The organism is Thermosynechococcus sp. NK55a, assembly GCF_000505665.1.
Lineage (GTDB): Bacteria > Cyanobacteriota > Cyanobacteriia > Thermosynechococcales > Thermosynechococcaceae > Thermosynechococcus.
On the sequence record NC_023033.1, the window covers coordinates 1,472,845 to 1,489,433 of the forward strand.

Sequence of the window (16,589 nt, forward strand, 5' to 3'; positions counted from 1 at the left end):
AAATCCCGTAGAATCAGGGAAAATTTTTCGTACGTTAGGCACAATGGTGGTTTTGAAAACGGAGAAAACCCAAGGGAGCTTGAGCGATAAATTGCGGGGAATTGTCCGTTGGTGGTCAGAATTCAAGATTCAAACCCGCCTCATGGCCACAGCAACCCTCGTGGTCTCCATCATCATGAGTGGCCTCACCTTCTGGGCGGTGAACACGATTCAAACCAATGCCCACCTCAATGACACCCGCTATGGTCGCGATTTAGGGTTACTCCTAGCCGCTGATGTGGCGCCCCTTGTGGCCAAAGGGGATACCGCCGCTGTTGCTGAATTTTCCCGCAAATTCTATGAGCGCAGTGCCAGTATTCGCTACATCCTCTATGCGGATCCCGACGGAGAAATTTACTATGGCCTGCCCTACTCTGCCCCCCAAGTGGAAAGTGCCCTGACGTTGCGCCGCCGTATTCAACTGCCAGAGACCTACCGTGCTAGCCAAGAACCCCTCGTGCGCCAACACCAAACCCCCAATGGTCTAGTTGCCGATGTCTTTGTTCCCTTAACCTTCAATGGCGAAAACTTAGGGGTTGTTGCCCTGGGGATTAACCCAAACCCAACATTCATTGCTTCTGCCAATCTCACGCGGGATCTCACGATCGCTGTCTTTGTCTCCCTCTGGATCATGGTGATCTTGGGGGGGGTCTTCAATGCCCTCACCATTACCCAACCCATTAAAGAATTGGTGCAGGGGGTGAAAAACATTGCAGCGGGGAATTTTAAGCAACGTATTCACCTGCCCTTTGGCGGTGAACTGGGGGAGTTGATCACCAGCTTTAATGACATGGCTGAGCGCCTCGCCTCCTACGAGGCCCAAAACATTGAAGAACTCCAAGCCGAGAAAGCCAAACTGGATACCTTGGTGTCCACGATTGCAGATGGAGCAATTCTGTTAGATACCGACATGCGGATTATTCTTGTCAACCCCACAGCGCAGCGTCTTTTCAATTGGGAGGGGATGAACGTCATTGGCCAAAATGCCCTGGACTGCTTTCCAGCACCGGTGTGCGAAAAACTCACCTGTCCCCTTTACAAGGCCTCTCGCGGAGAGTCAGAAGGGGGAGAATTTCGGGTGACGCTGCAAGAACCTAGCTCGCGATCAGTACGGATTCTGCTGACAACGGTTATGGATGTGCAGCGGGAAAAGCCCAAAGGCATTGCGATTACGATTCAGGACATTACCCGGGAAGTGGAACTCAACGAAGCCAAAGCGCAATTGATTAGCAATGTTTCCCATGAGTTGCGGACACCTCTATTCAATATCAAATCAATCATCGAAACGATTCAAGAGTACGGCAGCAGCCTCAGCGAAAAAGAGCAACAGGAATTCCTAGAAACCGCTAACCACGAGACCGATCGCCTGACTCGCCTTGTCAATGATTTTCTCGATATTTCCCGCCTCGAATCGGGTCGCCCCTATCAGTTTGGCTCCGTACAGATGGCGCAGGTGATTGATCAGATCATGCGCACCTACCAACTCAATGCGGCCAATAAGTCCATTACCCTAACTGCCGAGGTGGAAAACCCCCTGCCACCGGTTTGGGGCAACTACGATCTGCTCATTGGTGCGCTCACTAACTTGGTGGGCAATGCTTTGAAATTTACACCCGAAAATGGACGGGTAACGATTCGTGCCTATGTCTGGCATCCCCCCAGCGATCCAGAGCAGGAACGGGTCCGCATTGAAGTGGCGGACACGGGTATGGGGATTGCCCCAGAGGATCAGCCCCGTGTTTTTGAACGCTTTTTCCGCGTCGAGAATCGCGTGCATACCCTAGAGGGGACGGGTCTGGGGTTGGCCATTGTCCAAGATATTATCCACAAGCACAATACGCAAATTCATTTAGTTAGTGAATTGGGGGTCGGTAGTACCTTTTGGTTTGATTTGGCCATTGATGAATCCGCCCTCATTGATAACCCTCATGGCACCGCTGAAACGGCGCTGCCCCCCGCTTAAAACGGGTAGATGGGAGCGATGCCCCCTTGCCAGTAACAACAAATCATCCGCTAAAATCTGAAGGCAAGAATCCATCACTCCTCACGCCAATGGCTGCTTGGGCTGGGCCCTGAGGAAAAAAATACAGGTTTTTGCATTTATTTTCATCTCAATCTAAAACTCGCTATTAAACATTGGAGTTGAGGAAGTGAAAACAAACTCGTTTACACCCGTTGCGATTCTATCTATTTTCAGCAGTACGGGGGTGGTGTTGCCTGCTTTAGGAATTCCGATTATCGCTCCCACCCAACAGGATATTCAGCCAGCCCTACCGGCTCCACCCCCTCTACCACCCACCTCACCGCCAGTTCTTGAACCGCCCCCCTCACTCCCTAGTCCACCCCCCGAGTCAGAAAATGTTTTAATACCTGTACGAAAAATTATTGTTGAAGGCAGCACCATCTTTGGGCCGGCAGTATTTGATCCAATTATCAAGCCCATCGAAGGGCGGCAGGTGACCCTCGCAGAGTTACAGGGAGCCGCCGATGCCATTACAAAACTCTATCTAGAGGGGGGCTATTTGACTTCTCGCGCCGTTTTGAAGGAGCAGGTGGCACGGGATGGGGTCATCACGATTCAAGTTCTTGAAGGCCGCCTAGAGGACATTCGTATTGAAGGCAATAAAGGAATTGTCCAGCGCTATATTCGCAGCCGTATTGCCCTTGGTGCAGGCGTGCCCCTCAATTCCAATCGCCTTGAAGAGCAGTTGCGTCTGTTGCGAACAGATCCGCTTTTTGCCAATCTTTCTGCGAGTTTGCGACCCGGCACGACACCCCAGGAGAGTATTTTGGTGGTACGGGTGGTACCTGCCCGCTGGCTGAATGCTGCTTTTGGTCTGGATAACAATACGCCGCCAGCGATCGCCCCGAATCGGACCACGGCCTTTTTGGGATACAACAACCTCAGTGGGCGCGGCGATAGTGTCTATGGCTCCTACGGCATCGGTAACAATCTAGGCACGTTTGATTGGGGAGCATCCAACACCGTGGAGTTTGGCTACAGCCTCCCCCTCAATGCCATGAATGGCACACTCACCATTCGCACCCTGCAAGCGGACAGCGAAATTACCCGCCCCCCGCCCTTGCGGCCCTTAATATTCGCAGTGAATCTTCGATTTACCAAGCCAGTTTTCGCCAACCAGTGATTCGCAATATCCGCGAGGAACTGGCCTTTGGCATTGGCTTCTTGATGCAGTCCGGGCAAACCTTTGTAGCGGGAATACCAGCCCCCATTTCCGCTGGAGCTGATGCTTCTGGCTACAGTGCTTCCCGTGTGCTAGAACTCACCCAAGAATATATTCGCCGCGACCCCCAAGGGGCATGGGTCTTTCGCTCGCAGTTTAACGTTGGCCTGCCCATTTTGGGGGCAACAGAAAATCCAAGTCCGCTACCGGATGGCACCTTTTTTAGCTGGCTAGGACAGGGGCTGCGGGTACAACGCCTTTGGGCAGACAATCTCTTGATTTTACGCACCGATGTTCAACTCAGTCCCAATAGCCTGCTCCCCTTTCACCAATTTGTGATTGGTGGGCCGCTGTCGGTGCGCGGTTACTCAACCAATGCGCTCTCTGGGGATAATGGCCTGCGGTTTTCTGGAGAAGCCCGCTTCCCAGTGCTGCGGACTGCCAATCGTCGCCCGATTATTTCCCTTGGGCCGCTGTTTGATCTGGGGGTAGTCTGGAACAATAGCCGCAATCCAGCAGGTCCCGTTGCTAACGATGTCATTGCCGGTCTAGGTTTGGGGCTCTTGGTGCAACCGACGCGCAACCTCGATCTTCAGTTTCAATATGCAGCACCATTAATTGATCTGCCGGGTCAAACCCGTAGTTTGCAGTCCGATGGCATTTACTTTTCCTTGACGGTGCGTCCCTAGGGCGTATCGAGGGCGGTGCGGAGTGACTGACAAAACTCAGCAACAGCGGCAACCCCCTGATCCGGTTCTGCCAGACGTTTAACAAAGGCACTGCCGACAATGGCGGCATCGGCACCCCAATCACGTACCTGGCGGGCATGCTCTGGACTGGCAATGCCAAACCCGACACCAATGGGCTTGGGGGTGATCTGCCGTAGGGTGCGCAAGAGTTCCTGAACACGGCTGGCCATTTCTTGACGCATGCCAGTGACGCCAGTGGTGCTGACAAGGTAAATAAATCCCTGAGAAGCGGTGGCGATCGCCTGCATCCGTTCAGGGGATGTGGTGGGCGCAATCAGCAGTGTCAATTCCAAGCCCAAATTGGCTGTCTGTGCGAGAACTGGTTCTGCTTCCTCAAGGGGCAAATCAGGAATCACTAACCCCTTGATCCCGGCTTGGGCAACCGCTTTGAGAAATGAAGAGACCCCCCGATGGTAGATGGGATTGTAGTAGGTAAAGAGAATGAGCGGCGCCCTCAGTTGCTGGTGCAAGTCCGTTGTCATTTCTAAGACTGCCTCAAGGCAGGTTCCCCGCTGCAGAGCGCGGGTGGCGGCTGCCTGAATGACTGGACCATCGGCCAAGGGATCCGAATAGGGCATCCCCAGTTCAATCAGATCTGCGCCGTGGTCATCTAGGGCCTTGAGGGCAGCAACTGTAGTTTCTAAATCCGGGTCTCCGGCGGTCAAAAAGGGAATGAGGGCACAGCGCTGGCGAGCACGACATTGCTCAAAGCGTTCAGAAATTTTAGGCACAGTCACGGGCAGTTGCTCTCAAAGATGCATAATAATTGTGCCAGATTAGATACAGCCCTTCTCTAGAATATGAGATACCTATAGTGGCAGGTGGCAGTGAGGGTCATCTAAGCGTGCGTTGGTGGCGTTTTCTCCCCTTTGGCGATCGCCTACGGGCCAGCGAGGCAGTTGGCAGTCTGCAGCAGTGGACGCTGGAGGCGCGGTTGCTCCACTGGTTGACCCTGGTGTGGATTGGCCTTGGTTTGGTTGTTCTCTTTTCCGCTAGTTTTCCCGTGGGCCTAGCTGAAACAGGGAATGGGCTGTACTATTTTACGCGCCAGTTGCTGTGGCTTGCCCTTGGCTGGGCAGGGTTTCAACTGTTTCTGCGGCTGCCCTTGCGGCGATCGCTCCAGATGGCTATTCCGGGCTTTTTTGTTTTGCTACTCATCTGGGCAACGCGATTACCAGGGGTTGGGACAACGGTGATGGGCGCCACCCGCTGGATTAGTATTGGCCCCTTTCAACTCCAGCCCTCGGAGATGATGAAGCCTTTTTTAGTCCTGCAAGCTGCTTGGGTGTTTAGCTGTTGGCGGCGGCTGCACCTGAAGGCGCGCTGTTTTTGGTTAACGGCCTTTGCCCTGACGCTCTTGGGGATTTTAATTCAACCGAACCTCAGTACCACCGCCCTCTGTGGCATTACGTTGTGGCTGATTGCTCTCGGTGCAGGTTTACCTTTGACCCCCCTGTTGTTAACGGCCATGAGTGGCTTGAGCTTAGCAGTTCTCAGCATCAGCATTAATGATTACCAACGGCGGCGAGTCATGTCCTTCCTGAACCCTTGGGCGGATGCGATGGGGGATGGCTACCAGCTAGTACAGAGTCTATTGGCGGTTGCCTCAGGGGGCGTTTTGGGTACCGGGTATGGCTTTTCCCAGCAGAAGCTCTCCTACTTACCGATTCAGCACACCGACTTTATTTTTGCGGTTTATGCGGAAGAAACAGGGTTGGTGGGCTGTCTGTTGCTGTTGGCGCTATTGGTGGCCTACGGTTGGCTGGGAATGCGAGTGGTGAATCGGGCGCGGGATTCCCTGATCCAGCTCACTGCCTTGGGGGCAACGGTGATGATGCTCCTCCAAGCCCTGATTAATATCAGTGTAGCCATTGGTCTGTTGCCGACAACGGGACTGCCCTTCCCGCTCTTTAGCTACGGGGGTAGCTCCATTATGGCCAGTCTGGCGATCGCTGGCCTGTTGATTCGCTGTGCCCGTGAAGGGCAGCAGGCAGAGGTGATTGCCTTCCCTGGTGTGACAAAAGCTCACTCCAGAACTTCCAGAAGCACCCGCCGCCGTGCTGCTCCCGTGGTACCCCTGCGTCCCGAAGGAATCAATAAACCCTAGGCTGACACTTCACGGCCATCTTGACGCCACACGGCAATGACCGAAGGCCGGGGTACGACGACTTGGTCACCATAGGGCCAGCGGGTTGGTAGATCAGCAGTGGATTTTGCCCCTTCCCCCGGATGTTGAATGGCACAGAAGAAGGTTTTGTAGTCACTGCTAAACTCTGGCCCACAAACTTCACAGCCAGGCACAGCCGAGAGAAACATCTTCAGTTCGCGGCGGCCGGGGCTGAGGACATAAATGCCATCATTTTTGCCGAGGCGACTTGATGCCTCGTTGCCATCCGTAGCAATCCAGACATTGCCAGCGCGGTCAAAAGCAAAATTGTCGGGTGCGGAGATGGCAGGCACCTTAGCGTTGGTGGGTCGGCCATAAAGCACTAACTGGCGGCCTTTCTCTGGGGCGGTGGGGTCACCGCAGAGCAAGGGCAACGTCCATCGGAACTGCAAGGCAGCCGGATTATTTCCCTGCTCAACGATCTCAATTACATGGCCCATTACGTTTTCGGGGCGAGGATTGGCGCGATCGCTGTCCTTACGCTTTTCGTTGTATGTCAAGGCAAGCCAGACACTTTTAGTGACAGGATTCCACTCAAAATCTTCTGGCCGATCCATTTTTGTTGCCCCAAGGGCATCGGCTGCCCCCCGTGTATTGATAAAGCACAGCGCCGGATCCTTTTGAAAGATATCAGGCAAACTGGGATTCGGCATAATTTTGTTATCGCTGACACGGGCAATTAGGCGCCATTCACCCGTCAGATCGTCGTTAAACCGCGCAACGTAGAGGTCGCCTTCATCCAACAGGTTCAAGTTGGCGGCACGGTTGTTGGCTCGGTACTTGCCCTTGGTAATGAATTTATACGCATACTCAAAGCGTTCATCATCCCCCATGTAGACCACGACCCGTCCATCGGGGGCAATGACGGTTGTTGCAGCCTCATGGCGAAAGCGCCCTAAAGCCGTGCGTTTGATGGGCAAGCCATTGGGATTGAGGGGATCCACTTCCACGACCCAGCCAAAGCGAAAAGCCTCATTGGGTTCCTTTTCAAGGTTGAAACGGTCTTCGTAGAAGTAAAAACCATAGCGATCGGCCCGCTGACTGGGAAGGCCATAGCGCCCGTGCAAGGTCTTCACTCGCTCTGTGAGGTTGCGATCGCTCCCCCCAAAATAGCTATGAAAATTTTCCTCACAGGTCAAGACTGTACCCCAAGGGGTTTTGCCCGCTGCGCAGTTATTGAGGGTGCCGTTGACGCGCCTGCCCGTGGGATCAGCGGCCGTTTTCAGTAGGGGGTGCCCTTTGGCAGGGCCAGAAATTTCACAGGGGGTTGACCCCGTAATCCGATAGTTTTGGGGAGAGGCTTTGACATACCGCCAGCCACCATTGGCGTTTTGGCTAATCTCAACAATTGAAAGGCCATGGGCTTCCCGCTGGAGTGCTGCTTGCCATTGACTCGGGCGATCGCCCCCCCTTTCAAACATCAGTTCAGGGTTCGTGTACTCATGGTTAACCACGAGCAGATGTTTGCCGTTGGGTGTCCTCTGGTACCCCACAAAATCACAGTTGTAGCCAAAGCAGTACCGTTGCCGCCGCACATCTGCTTCCGTAACTGTTTGATGAATGCGGTTCCAGTTTAGGTTTTCGCCCCCATCGAGGGCATCCCCCCAGCGAATGACCACGCCATGATCAAAGCCCGCCGGCAAGGTGATTTTGTCGTCTGTGTTAGGGTAAATCGTTGAAAATTCTAGGGAGGTTGCAGCCGCACCGACTTTAGGTAAGGTTGCAAGGGTCAAACCGGCAGCGCCAAAGAGGGCTGTTTTCAAAACAGCACGTCGGCTTAAGGCACGGGATAATAGATCACCAAAATACTCGCCCATAGTTAGCTAAGAATTCCCTTACTTTAGGTCACCATTGCATAGGTTAAGGAAACCCGAGGGCAATGAGGTTAAGTTGAGCCTAAGAAACGGGAAAAAGTCTTAAGACAAGGCAGCGGCTAGGAGTTTTTGTGTATAGGGATGCTGCGGGCGAGCAAAGAGTTGTGCCGTAGGAGCAAGCTCGACAATTTTGCCACGATACATTACCGCAACGCGATCGCAAAAACGACGGGCGATCGCCAGATCGTGGGTGATAAAGAGATAGCTCAGTTGCAACTGTTCCTTTAACTCTTGCATCAGCGCCAGCACCTGGGCTTGAATATGGGCATCGAGCATACTCACCGGTTCATCACAGATCACCAGTTGAGGCTGGGTAATGAGGGCACGGGCGATCGCCACCCGCTGGCGTTGTCCCCCCGACAGGGCATGGGGATAGCGATGAAGGTAGGCTTCAGCCGGGGTCAATTCCACCTGCACCAACATCTCGCGCACCCGTTCCTGGGCAGCCCGTTTCCCCATCAGCCGATGAATGAGCAGTGGCTCTAGCAAATTTTGCGCCACGGTCATTTTGGGGTTCAGGCAGGCATGGGGGTCTTGGAAAATCATTTGCAGATCACGGCGGGTTTGGCGCAGCTGGGCCGCCGACAATTGAGTTAAATTGCGCCCCCAAAAGACCACTTCACCGGCATTGGCAGGAATCAGTTGCAAAATTAAGCGCGAAAGTGTACTTTTGCCACAGCCAGACTCGCCAACAAGGCCAAGGGTTTCCCCACGCCGCAGCGTTAGGTCAACGCCGTCCACCGCCCGAATCGTGGTTTGCGGTTGTAACCATCCCCCCAAGCGGTAGTGCCGCTGTAAATTCTCAACTCGCAGCAGTTCCGGAGCCGTGTCCAAGGGCGGAGGCTGTGGAGAGGTGAGTTGGGTAGCCGCAAGCAAGGATTGGGTATAGGGGTGCTGTGGCCGTTGCAGCACTCGGTGAGCCGCTCCCAGTTCCACAATCTTGCCTTGGTGCATTACCGCAAGGCGATCGCAATACTTGGCCATGAGTGCCAGATCATGGGAAATGAGTAACAGTCCCCGCTGCTCCTCTTGGCACAGGCGCGTGAGTTCCTCCAGAATTTCTGCGGCGACGGTTACATCCAGTGCCGTTGTCGGTTCATCGGCAATGATGAGGGGTGGGTTCAATAGCAAGGCAAGGGCGATCGCCACCCGTTGACGCATCCCCCCACTCAACTCATGGGGATACTGATGGAGGCGATTGGCAGGAATTTTTACTCGATCCAACACCTCAATAATGCGCTGCCGCCGTTGGGGACGGCTCCAAGCAGACCAATGACTCCGCAACAGCTCATCGCAGTGGTCATAGACGCTCATGAGAGGATTGAGGCGCGTCATCGGATCCTGAAAGACCAAGCCAATTTGCTCGCCTCGCAGCCGCCGCAACTGGGAAGCAGTTAGGCCCAAAAGAGATTGCCCCTGAAGTGCGATCTCTCCAGAAACCTGTGACCGCGGTGGCAATAACTGCAAAATGGCTTTAGCAATTGTGGATTTGCCGCAACCCGACTCCCCGACTAAGCCAAACCGCTCCCCTGCAGCTACACAAAAAGAAACACCATCCACCACAAATGTTGCAGCAGATGATGTCTCCCTTCTAGGGTAGGCGACCCGCAGTTCCCTAAGTTCTAAAAGAGTCGCCATGGACTTTTCGATCCTAGACAGGTTCGATGCGGGCGTAAAAGACCCCTTGAATTTTCACCTCATGGGGTTCGTGGGCACCCATATCATCATCGGAGAGTTGCTCACTTTCAAAGGTGCCAGCAATTTCACCGGTGCGGCCATCCACTTTCGCCACATTCAGAGAAATTTGACCCTTGGTGAGGGAGAAGCGTTTGACGTTGGCGCGAGCCAGTTCTTCTTCTTTAGCTTGGGGAAGGGCGATCGCCGAGTCATAACCAGAGGCCAAGCCCCGTCCTTTGGGATCGAGGAAGTTGGCAGTGCGGTAGGAGGGAACGTTGAATTCGCCCTTGAAATCCGTTGAAGTGGTGATGCTGGTCACGTTGGGCTGAGTGCTCGCCACCAAGTTTTTCACCGTAAACAGCAGTGGGATGCGCTCACCACCAGGCATTTGCACTGTCACTGGTTGGAAATCAATCCCATCCTCTTCCACAAACGTAAGACTGCCATCGCTGTTGACCTTGAGTTCCCCTTGAATTTGATCCAAGCTCGTGGTTTCGCGGGTCACCAGTTTTGTGGGCACAAATTCGGCCTCTTGGCGTTTGTTCTTAGGCTCTTCCTTGACCAAAAATGTCGTCGGCTGCAGGCACAGTTGGGCAATGCGATAGGTTTGGGAGCTATCAATGGGATAGGCACCACGCGCCGTATCATCCAGGGTGGGGCACTTGTTGGCCAGACCTGTACCCACAATATCGTCATAGGTTAAAGTCTGTTTTGCAGCAAAGGCGGGGGCGCTCAAGGAAAAAATCCCTAGACATACCGCCAGCAGAGTCGCCATTAAAATGCGATATTTCATGGTTAACCTCAGAAGTCAAAGCATCTCAAAGCAATCAAAGTGTGGGAGATAACCCTGCGTATAGAGTCCAGTGAAGGCAGCCATGCAACTACCTTATCAATCCATGATTATACGGAGGTTTGCGATCGCCTCAGAAAGGAAATTTTCGCGATATTTTAATCTTGCAAGAGGAAAAACCGATGAGCCACTCCTCTGCCACCGAAGCTGCCAAGTAATCAGGATCAGGAGTAAATTCATGAATGACAACGAGTTGTTTGCCGTTTTCGTTGCCGATGTTGTCAATGGTACCGAGAGCCTTGCCTCCAATCCCAACTATCGCATTGAGTCCGTCCTAGGAACTTTGCAACTGGTGGACAACCGAACTGGCCTCATTGCCATAGGCAAAAGTGAAGAGGGTCAACCACAGATCACAGTCAAGCGCTACTGCGATGCGTGGGAATCTTTGCGACAGGCATTGATCCATAGTTCATTTTTTCCGGACCTTGCCTACAACAAAGCACCACTGGTGCCCTTTACCCGTGCCCCCATTCCCAAAGACTATCAGCTCTATGATTGTGCTGCCGGTGAGATGTGGCGCTGTTGGCGACGGAGGACAGTTGATCATGTGCATATCTATACCGCGAATCACTGGCGATCGGTGGGGGAGGTTTCCTGTAGTGGCGGTGTGGTCTTTATCCTTCTTCCTGATTTGGAGAAAGGAATTGAGATAACCAGTTCTTCGCTGATGTCTTGGTTAGGCGTTCCCAATGCTTAAAACCCTAAAACTGCTTAAGAAACTACGGATTGGGGAGAGCGATCGCCCCCATGGCTCAAATGGAGCAAACAGAACCCAAAGATTCCAGAGATAATATTAAGTAACTGATGGAGTAACGACCAAGCAACGTCAACCTTGCCTGCTTGCGATCTCGCCAGCCGATTTCCCTCCGAGGCAACTATGTCAGAACCCCACCGCGACACCAACATCGGCCAAGTCCTCATGAACCGGTATCGGCTCACGGAGTTAATTGGCAAAGGCTCAATGGGGCGGGTCTATCGCGCAGAAGATAGTCTCCTTGGGGGTGTTCCCGTTGCCGTTAAATTCCTGTCCCACAGCCTGCTCAACGATCGCATGAAAACCCGCTTTGCCCAAGAAGCGCGGGCGGGTGCTCTCCTCGGCCAGAAAAGTATGCACGTGGTGCGGGTGCTCGACTACGGCATGAACAACGAGGAAATTCCCTTCTACGTCATGGAATTTTTAGAGGGAGAAAACCTCAGTGATTTGCTCCTAGAAGAACCCCTGCCTTTAAGCCGATTTCTGCGCATTGCACGGCACATGTGCCTTGGTCTTCAGGTAGCCCATGAAGGAATTATCATCGAAGGCCAAAAATGCCCGATTATTCATCGTGACATCAAACCCAGTAATGTCCTTGTGATTCAGGATGGCACGATGGGGGAACTCGCCAAGCTATTAGATTTTGGGATTGCCAAATTTTTGGGGGATGTCTCTGAAAAGGGTCAAACCTCGTCGTTTATGGGCACTTTGGCCTATTGTTCGCCAGAACAAATTGAAGGGCGGGAATTGGATCACCGCTCTGATATCTACAGTCTTGGCATCACCATGTATGAGTTACTCACAGGCAAGATGCCCATTCAGGCGGAAAGCCACTCTATCGGTAGTTGGTTTAAGGCGCACCACTTCCAAAAGCCCATTCCCTTCAATGTGGCGAGTCCGGGGCTGCATCTTCCCCCTGCCCTTGAGGAACTGATCATGGCCTGTATGGCCAAATCCCCCAGTGATCGCCCCCAAAATGTTGCGGAAATTATCAAAGTTCTCACAGCTGTTGAGGAACAGTTTGGCAGTACTCGAGTCACCCAGCCGGGGGTAGGGGTTGCCGCCAAAGTATCTCAACCCTCAGAACGCCAATCTCAACCGCCTGTTGCCCTTGCGACGGTTGAGGAAGTCTGCTGGCAAAGTGTTTGGCCTGCGGATAAACCTGTAGCGGAAATTGTCTTTCCCGTGCCCTTGTATGCCCAACGGGAATCAGCGGCGTCGCTGTGGGTGATGTTGCCTCGGTCAGAGATTGATCGGCGCATGCTTAATCTTCGCTACAACCAGTTTCTCTTCACCACCAGTCCCCACCCGATGATCCTCTGGATTACGGCTATTTATGATCCCCAGCAAGGTCCCCGCTGGTTGCCCTGTTATTTGGATATGAAGCTGCCACGCAACCAAGAACTCTGCCTTTTGCTTTCGGAAACGGGTTATTACCCGCTGCTCTTTTTCTCCCTTGAGGATCCGCAACACTGCCTCAATGTCCGCATGTTTACAATCGCAACCTTTCAGCGGCAACTCCTACGGGACTGGCTGCAAACCAGTAAAAACTTACCCAGTTCGGCCCCAGCGGTTGTGAGCCGTAATCTCCTCAAGGCAGAATTTGAAAACTATAAGCCCCAAATCCTCGCCAAGCTAGAGAACGTGAAGATGGCTACAGTCATTGATTAGGGATATCGCGATCGCTCTCTAGGGCAGCAATAGAGAAAAATATATTAAGAGTTGTTGCGCAATTGGTAAAGAATTGTTACAGTGAGGGTACAGGGTTCGATCAGGAGTCAAAACCATGGAAGATACCAAAACCATTAAAGCTGAAGACCGCAATGCATGGGTGTTTGGATTTACCCCCCAAGCTGAAATTTGGAACGGCCGCCTTGCCATGATTGGCTTTGTGGCGGCACTGCTCACAGAACTGATCACCAAACAAGGCGTGCTTCACTTCTGGGGTCTCCTCTAGACCTTCACTTTCTCCCAATTTTCAGCGGTCAAAGTGTCATTTTGAGGTCAGTAATGGCCTCTTTTTTTGGCCAATTGACGGTTTAACACCGCTTTTTCCCCCAAGCGATCACACAGGTGAAACACGAAAGACCAGATAGAGGATGGCTCTCCCTTTATGCATCCCAATGTTAAGAACGATAGCGGGAAGCTCCGCTGTCAAAGCTTGAATGATTTCGGAATTGAGAGTTTGGGAATCTAGGAGTGATTTACACGGGGAATCCCCAGACTATAGTTGCGCACACGACTATTGAGGTTGTAGCCAATTTCCCCTTGCATCAGTAAGAAGCGAATAAAGTGCTCCAAGTCTGAGCCAATCCGCCGCAAATTGTATTCCGTCAGGTCTTCCCCTGCGGCATTGGCCACCAATTCCTGAAACTTGGCTTCCACTTTCGCAAGGGCGGCTTCATTCCACTCCAATTCGTTATCGGGATCCACATTCAGCGTCAGCGTTTCGGTATCAGGATGAACTTCACCATCTACCACATGGCCGGCATAGATGTGAACGTGGCGTGTTGTGGACTTCAGTAGCATGGCTAATCCAATGACGAGTGGACAGTAGTTCGTAAACGCTTTTACTATACCAAGAATTCTTTCAAGGAAAGTTTAGAAAAACTCATGCTTTAGCCCAAGAATCAGTAATGGCACTGAGCTGGTTTCTATGCTGCTTTTGGCTAGCGATCGCTGAACATCAAAGGGGCAATCGCCCCCTCTATCAATCCAGATTTTAGGTGCCTCGCAAAATTTCCCATTTGCGGATAGGGTGGGCTGGCTGATTTTTGCATGCCGGTCGTTGCCACAGGCGCCGCCGACCACTGGCCCAAGGGGAGGGTCACTGTGGGGACGGATGTTAACCCCCTCCCCATTGGCGCGAGTAATACTGAAGGCATTAAAATGGCATTAAAATCATATCTATCATATTTACCGACAACTGTAACGGTTTCGCCCGGCTGGCGATTGATTTGGTAAAACCAACGCGGCCCCGCATCCACCATCACTTGGCCAGTGCTGTTATCGAGGATGAATGGATTACCAACGACGCTGCGAACTGTGCCGCGAAGGGTCATCCCCTGAAAGTTCGTCAAATTGTGAATCGGTGTTGCCGACGGGGCACAGGTCTCAGTTATTGGTGGAAGAACGACCCCCGTAATACCGACAAAGAGAGGACAACTAAGGCTCCATAAACGTTTTATAACCATTTTTTCCTAATTTTTCCTAAATATCTTGACTTATAACTTAGGGAACAAAAAATGATAGAAATATAATCAGAAATTATGCTTATGGGAAGTAAAAAACACACTCGTTTCTTGACCCACACAACTTTGAATTTCTATGTTTGAATTTCTATGTTGCCCTCGATGGGCATCGACAATTTGCTTGACGATCGCTAGCCCCAAACCAAATCCCCGCGGTTGTTCCTGACCTTGGCAAATGCGATAAAAGCGCTCGCACCGATGGGGAGGCACGGCTTCTGGAATACCGCTCCCCCTGTCCACGACAGAAATTTGAACATCGCGATCCGTAAATGTAGAGCAAAAGGCTGACAATTGGCCAGTTGTCCTTAGAGCCAAAAATAAAAGGTACTCAATAGATGCGTAGTTTGTTTAGCCATTTGAGAAATGTTGGTTGGATTTTGCGCCACTGTTATCAGAGATTCAAAAGCCGTTTAGAGCAGTTTCTTTATCTAAGGTGCCATGTGAATGGGCTGTTGCTGATGGAGATCATGAATACGCATTCCTCAAGGCGGGGGCGATCGCCGGTATAAAAAACTATGGTAACCATGTTGAAATTCCATTGCAATTAGACAACAAAGAGCCAAGTTCAGTTCCATGTAAGTTTAAGGTTGAGCAGAAGGGGAAGGCGTGCTTAACTTAGTTAAAGAGTTTTTAACATTTGCTCTATGCCCTTGATAACGTCACTTTTGCAACCTTTGCCTGCCGATGTTGCAGCAGAATCAGTGAACCTGGCGGAAGCGGGTCCATTGATCTTGGCCGCTGTTCTGCTGAGTCTAGTGGTGATCTACTTTGCCAGCAAAGTCGGCGGTGAAATTTGTGCCCGCATTAACTTTCCACCTGTACTGGGAGAACTGGTAGGGGGTGTGGTCGTTGGTATTTCCGTCTTGCACCTGTTGGTTTTTTCTGAAGGGGGACCAACGGAACCCTCGGTTCTGACGACCTTTATCCAACAGACGGCAGGCATTGATGGCACTGTCGCTTCAGTAGTTGCCAATACCGCCAGCGAAGTTATTTCCGTCCTCTCGGAAATTGGCGTCATGATCCTGCTCTTTGAGATTGGCCTGGAGTCGGATTTAGAGGGCCTGCTGAAGGTGGGGCCTCAGGCTGCCATCGTTGCTGTGGTGGGGGTGGTGACTCCCTTTGCCGCTGGCACCCTTGGCCTTGTGACACTGTTTCATGTGGACTTGGTCCCCGCCATCTTTGCCGGTGCGGCTCTCACGGCAACCAGTATCGGGATCACGGCCAAAGTCCTTGCGGAGATTCAACGGCTGACTTCCCCGGAAGGTCAAATTATCATTGGGGCAGCGGTTCTGGATGACATTCTTGGCATTATTGTGCTGGCAGTGGTGGCGAGTCTAGCCAAAACCGGCACAGTGGAGATCAGCAATGTGATCTATCTGATTATTAGCTCCGTCGTATTTTTGGTGGGCTCTGTGATGGTGGGGCGGCTGCTGAGTCCTTTCTTTTTGGGGATGGTCGATCGCCTGAGCACACGCGGTAACTTGCTGGTTCCCTCCTTGATCTTCGCCTTTGTCCTGGGTTATGTGGCTGTGATTCTGCAACTGGAAGCGATTCTCGGTGCGTTTACCGCTGGCTTAGTCCTTGGGGAAACAGAAAAACGACGGGAGCTAGAGGAGCAGGTTTTGCCCATTGCCGATATGTTGGTGCCGGTGTTCTTTGTCTGTGTCGGCGCACGCACCGATATTAGTGTTCTCAACCCCCTAGAATCGGCCAATCGTGCGGGTCTGATCATTGCCTCTTTCCTCGTGCTGGTGGCCATTGTTGGTAAGGTGGTCGCAGGAGCAGCGGTCTTTGGTCAGCCGGGAATTAACCGCTGGGCGATTGGCATTGGCATGGTGCCGCGAGGCGAAGTCGGACTGATTTTTGCCGCTGTCGGGTCTGCCAGTGGTGTCCTCTCGAAGGCTCTAGATGCTGGCATTATCGTGATGGTGATTGTGACCACGTTCGTTGCGCCCCCTCTGTTGCGCTTGGTCTTTAAGCCAGAGGCCACAGAGGCGTTACCGACCTCGGATATTGCAGTAGAATCTCCCCCAGAAGGATAGC

General features: G+C 52.4%; 16 protein-coding genes. 9 read left to right on the plus strand and 7 right to left on the minus strand.

The window, feature by feature from the left end:
* Positions 1-43: 43 nt before the first annotated feature.
* From nblS to NK55_RS13825, 3 genes are all read left to right on the plus strand, one after another.
* Positions 44-2,002, plus strand: a complete 1,959-nt coding sequence (gene nblS, locus NK55_RS07130) for a two-component system sensor histidine kinase NblS (RefSeq protein WP_024125089.1) — start codon at positions 44-46, stop codon at positions 2,000-2,002.
* 187 nt (positions 2,003-2,189) lie between these two features.
* Positions 2,190-3,185, plus strand: a complete 996-nt coding sequence (locus tag NK55_RS13820) for a ShlB/FhaC/HecB family hemolysin secretion/activation protein (protein WP_051372816.1) — start codon at positions 2,190-2,192, stop codon at positions 3,183-3,185.
* Positions 3,137-3,913: a ShlB/FhaC/HecB family hemolysin secretion/activation protein gene (locus NK55_RS13825; RefSeq protein ID WP_225871801.1), complete on the plus strand. Its 777-nt coding sequence runs from the start codon at positions 3,137-3,139 to the stop codon at positions 3,911-3,913. The genes NK55_RS13820 and NK55_RS13825 overlap by 49 nt, the downstream gene beginning before the upstream one ends.
* On the opposite strand, the gene trpA is transcribed toward NK55_RS13825, so the two are convergent.
* Positions 3,910-4,704 carry a tryptophan synthase subunit alpha gene (gene trpA, locus NK55_RS07140; RefSeq protein WP_041429689.1) on the minus strand — a complete coding sequence of 265 codons (795 nt, stop codon included), beginning with the start codon at positions 4,702-4,704 and terminating at the stop codon, positions 3,910-3,912. The genes NK55_RS13825 and trpA overlap by 4 nt on opposite strands.
* A 113-nt stretch (positions 4,705-4,817) precedes the next feature.
* Here trpA and NK55_RS07145 point away from each other — a divergent pair, with 113 nt between their 5' ends.
* Entirely contained in the window at positions 4,818-6,080 is a 1,263-nt protein-coding gene (locus tag NK55_RS07145; RefSeq protein ID WP_051372891.1) for an FtsW/RodA/SpoVE family cell cycle protein, read from the plus strand.
* Here NK55_RS07145 and NK55_RS07150 read toward each other — a convergent pair.
* The 3 genes from NK55_RS07150 to NK55_RS07160 all read right to left on the minus strand — a co-directional run bounded on the left by NK55_RS07150 (position 6,077) and on the right by NK55_RS07160 (position 10,484).
* The gene (locus NK55_RS07150; RefSeq protein WP_024125092.1) at positions 6,077-7,957 is read right to left on the minus strand and encodes a PhoX family phosphatase; all 1,881 of its coding nucleotides are present in this window, start codon (positions 7,955-7,957) and stop codon (positions 6,077-6,079) included. The genes NK55_RS07145 and NK55_RS07150 overlap by 4 nt on opposite strands.
* 99 nt (positions 7,958-8,056) lie before the next feature.
* Complete coding sequence (locus tag NK55_RS07155; protein ID WP_024125093.1) at positions 8,057-9,652, minus strand: ABC transporter ATP-binding protein; 1,596 nt, start codon at positions 9,650-9,652, stop codon at positions 8,057-8,059.
* A gap of 13 nt (positions 9,653-9,665) precedes the next feature.
* Complete coding sequence (locus tag NK55_RS07160) at positions 9,666-10,484, minus strand: photosystem II manganese-stabilizing polypeptide (protein WP_024125094.1); 819 nt, start codon at positions 10,482-10,484, stop codon at positions 9,666-9,668.
* A gap of 235 nt (positions 10,485-10,719) precedes the next feature.
* Between NK55_RS07160 and NK55_RS07165 the strand changes: the two genes are divergently transcribed.
* The 3 genes from NK55_RS07165 to NK55_RS07175 all read left to right on the plus strand — a co-directional run bounded on the left by NK55_RS07165 (position 10,720) and on the right by NK55_RS07175 (position 13,252).
* Positions 10,720-11,238, plus strand: coding sequence for a hypothetical protein (locus tag NK55_RS07165; RefSeq protein WP_024125095.1), 519 nt, complete (start codon positions 10,720-10,722; stop codon positions 11,236-11,238).
* A 180-nt stretch (positions 11,239-11,418) separates the two neighbouring features.
* Positions 11,419-12,966, plus strand: coding sequence for a serine/threonine-protein kinase (locus tag NK55_RS07170; protein ID WP_024125096.1), 1,548 nt, complete (start codon positions 11,419-11,421; stop codon positions 12,964-12,966).
* Positions 12,967-13,081: 115 nt separating this feature from the next.
* Positions 13,082-13,252 (plus strand): chlorophyll a/b-binding protein, encoded by a 171-nt coding sequence (locus tag NK55_RS07175; protein ID WP_011056299.1) that lies wholly within the window; start codon positions 13,082-13,084, stop codon positions 13,250-13,252.
* 236 nt (positions 13,253-13,488) lie between these two features.
* Here NK55_RS07175 and ndhM read toward each other — a convergent pair whose 3' ends face one another.
* From ndhM to NK55_RS14220, 3 genes are all read right to left on the minus strand, one after another.
* Positions 13,489-13,824, minus strand: coding sequence for a photosynthetic/respiratory NAD(P)H-quinone oxidoreductase subunit M (ndhM, locus tag NK55_RS07180; RefSeq protein WP_024125097.1), 336 nt, complete (start codon positions 13,822-13,824; stop codon positions 13,489-13,491).
* Between the two features lie 140 nt (positions 13,825-13,964).
* Complete coding sequence (locus NK55_RS07185; RefSeq protein ID WP_024125098.1) at positions 13,965-14,489, minus strand: hypothetical protein; 525 nt, start codon at positions 14,487-14,489, stop codon at positions 13,965-13,967.
* Positions 14,490-14,555: 66 nt separating this feature from the next.
* A complete protein-coding gene (locus tag NK55_RS14220) occupies positions 14,556-14,786 on the minus strand; it encodes an ATP-binding protein (RefSeq protein ID WP_398508317.1) in 231 nt (76 codons plus the stop codon).
* Positions 14,787-14,916: 130 nt separating this feature from the next.
* Here NK55_RS14220 and NK55_RS07195 point away from each other — a divergent pair, with 130 nt between their 5' ends.
* Both NK55_RS07195 and NK55_RS07200 read left to right on the plus strand, forming a co-directional pair.
* Positions 14,917-15,165: a hypothetical protein gene (locus NK55_RS07195; RefSeq protein ID WP_041429127.1), complete on the plus strand. Its 249-nt coding sequence runs from the start codon at positions 14,917-14,919 to the stop codon at positions 15,163-15,165.
* Between the two features lie 25 nt (positions 15,166-15,190).
* Positions 15,191-16,588 carry a cation:proton antiporter gene (locus tag NK55_RS07200; protein ID WP_041429128.1) on the plus strand — a complete coding sequence of 466 codons (1,398 nt, stop codon included), beginning with the start codon at positions 15,191-15,193 and terminating at the stop codon, positions 16,586-16,588.
* Position 16,589: the final 1 nt, after the last annotated feature.

Coding starts and splice junctions, on each gene's coding strand:
- nblS (WP_024125089.1), top strand. CDS start 44: ATGGTGGTTTTGAAAACGGAGAAAACCCAAGGGAGCTTGAGCGATAAA.
- NK55_RS07150 (WP_024125092.1), bottom strand. CDS start 7,957: ATGGGCGAGTATTTTGGTGATCTATTATCCCGTGCCTTAAGCCGACGT.
- NK55_RS07155 (WP_024125093.1), bottom strand. CDS start 9,652: ATGGCGACTCTTTTAGAACTTAGGGAACTGCGGGTCGCCTACCCTAGA.
- NK55_RS07160 (WP_024125094.1), bottom strand. CDS start 10,484: ATGAAATATCGCATTTTAATGGCGACTCTGCTGGCGGTATGTCTAGGG.
- NK55_RS07165 (WP_024125095.1), top strand. CDS start 10,720: ATGAATGACAACGAGTTGTTTGCCGTTTTCGTTGCCGATGTTGTCAAT.
- NK55_RS07170 (WP_024125096.1), top strand. CDS start 11,419: ATGTCAGAACCCCACCGCGACACCAACATCGGCCAAGTCCTCATGAAC.
- NK55_RS07175 (WP_011056299.1), top strand. CDS start 13,082: ATGGAAGATACCAAAACCATTAAAGCTGAAGACCGCAATGCATGGGTG.
- ndhM (WP_024125097.1), bottom strand. CDS start 13,824: ATGCTACTGAAGTCCACAACACGCCACGTTCACATCTATGCCGGCCAT.
- NK55_RS07185 (WP_024125098.1), bottom strand. CDS start 14,489: ATGGTTATAAAACGTTTATGGAGCCTTAGTTGTCCTCTCTTTGTCGGT.
- NK55_RS07200 (WP_041429128.1), top strand. CDS start 15,191: ATGCCCTTGATAACGTCACTTTTGCAACCTTTGCCTGCCGATGTTGCA.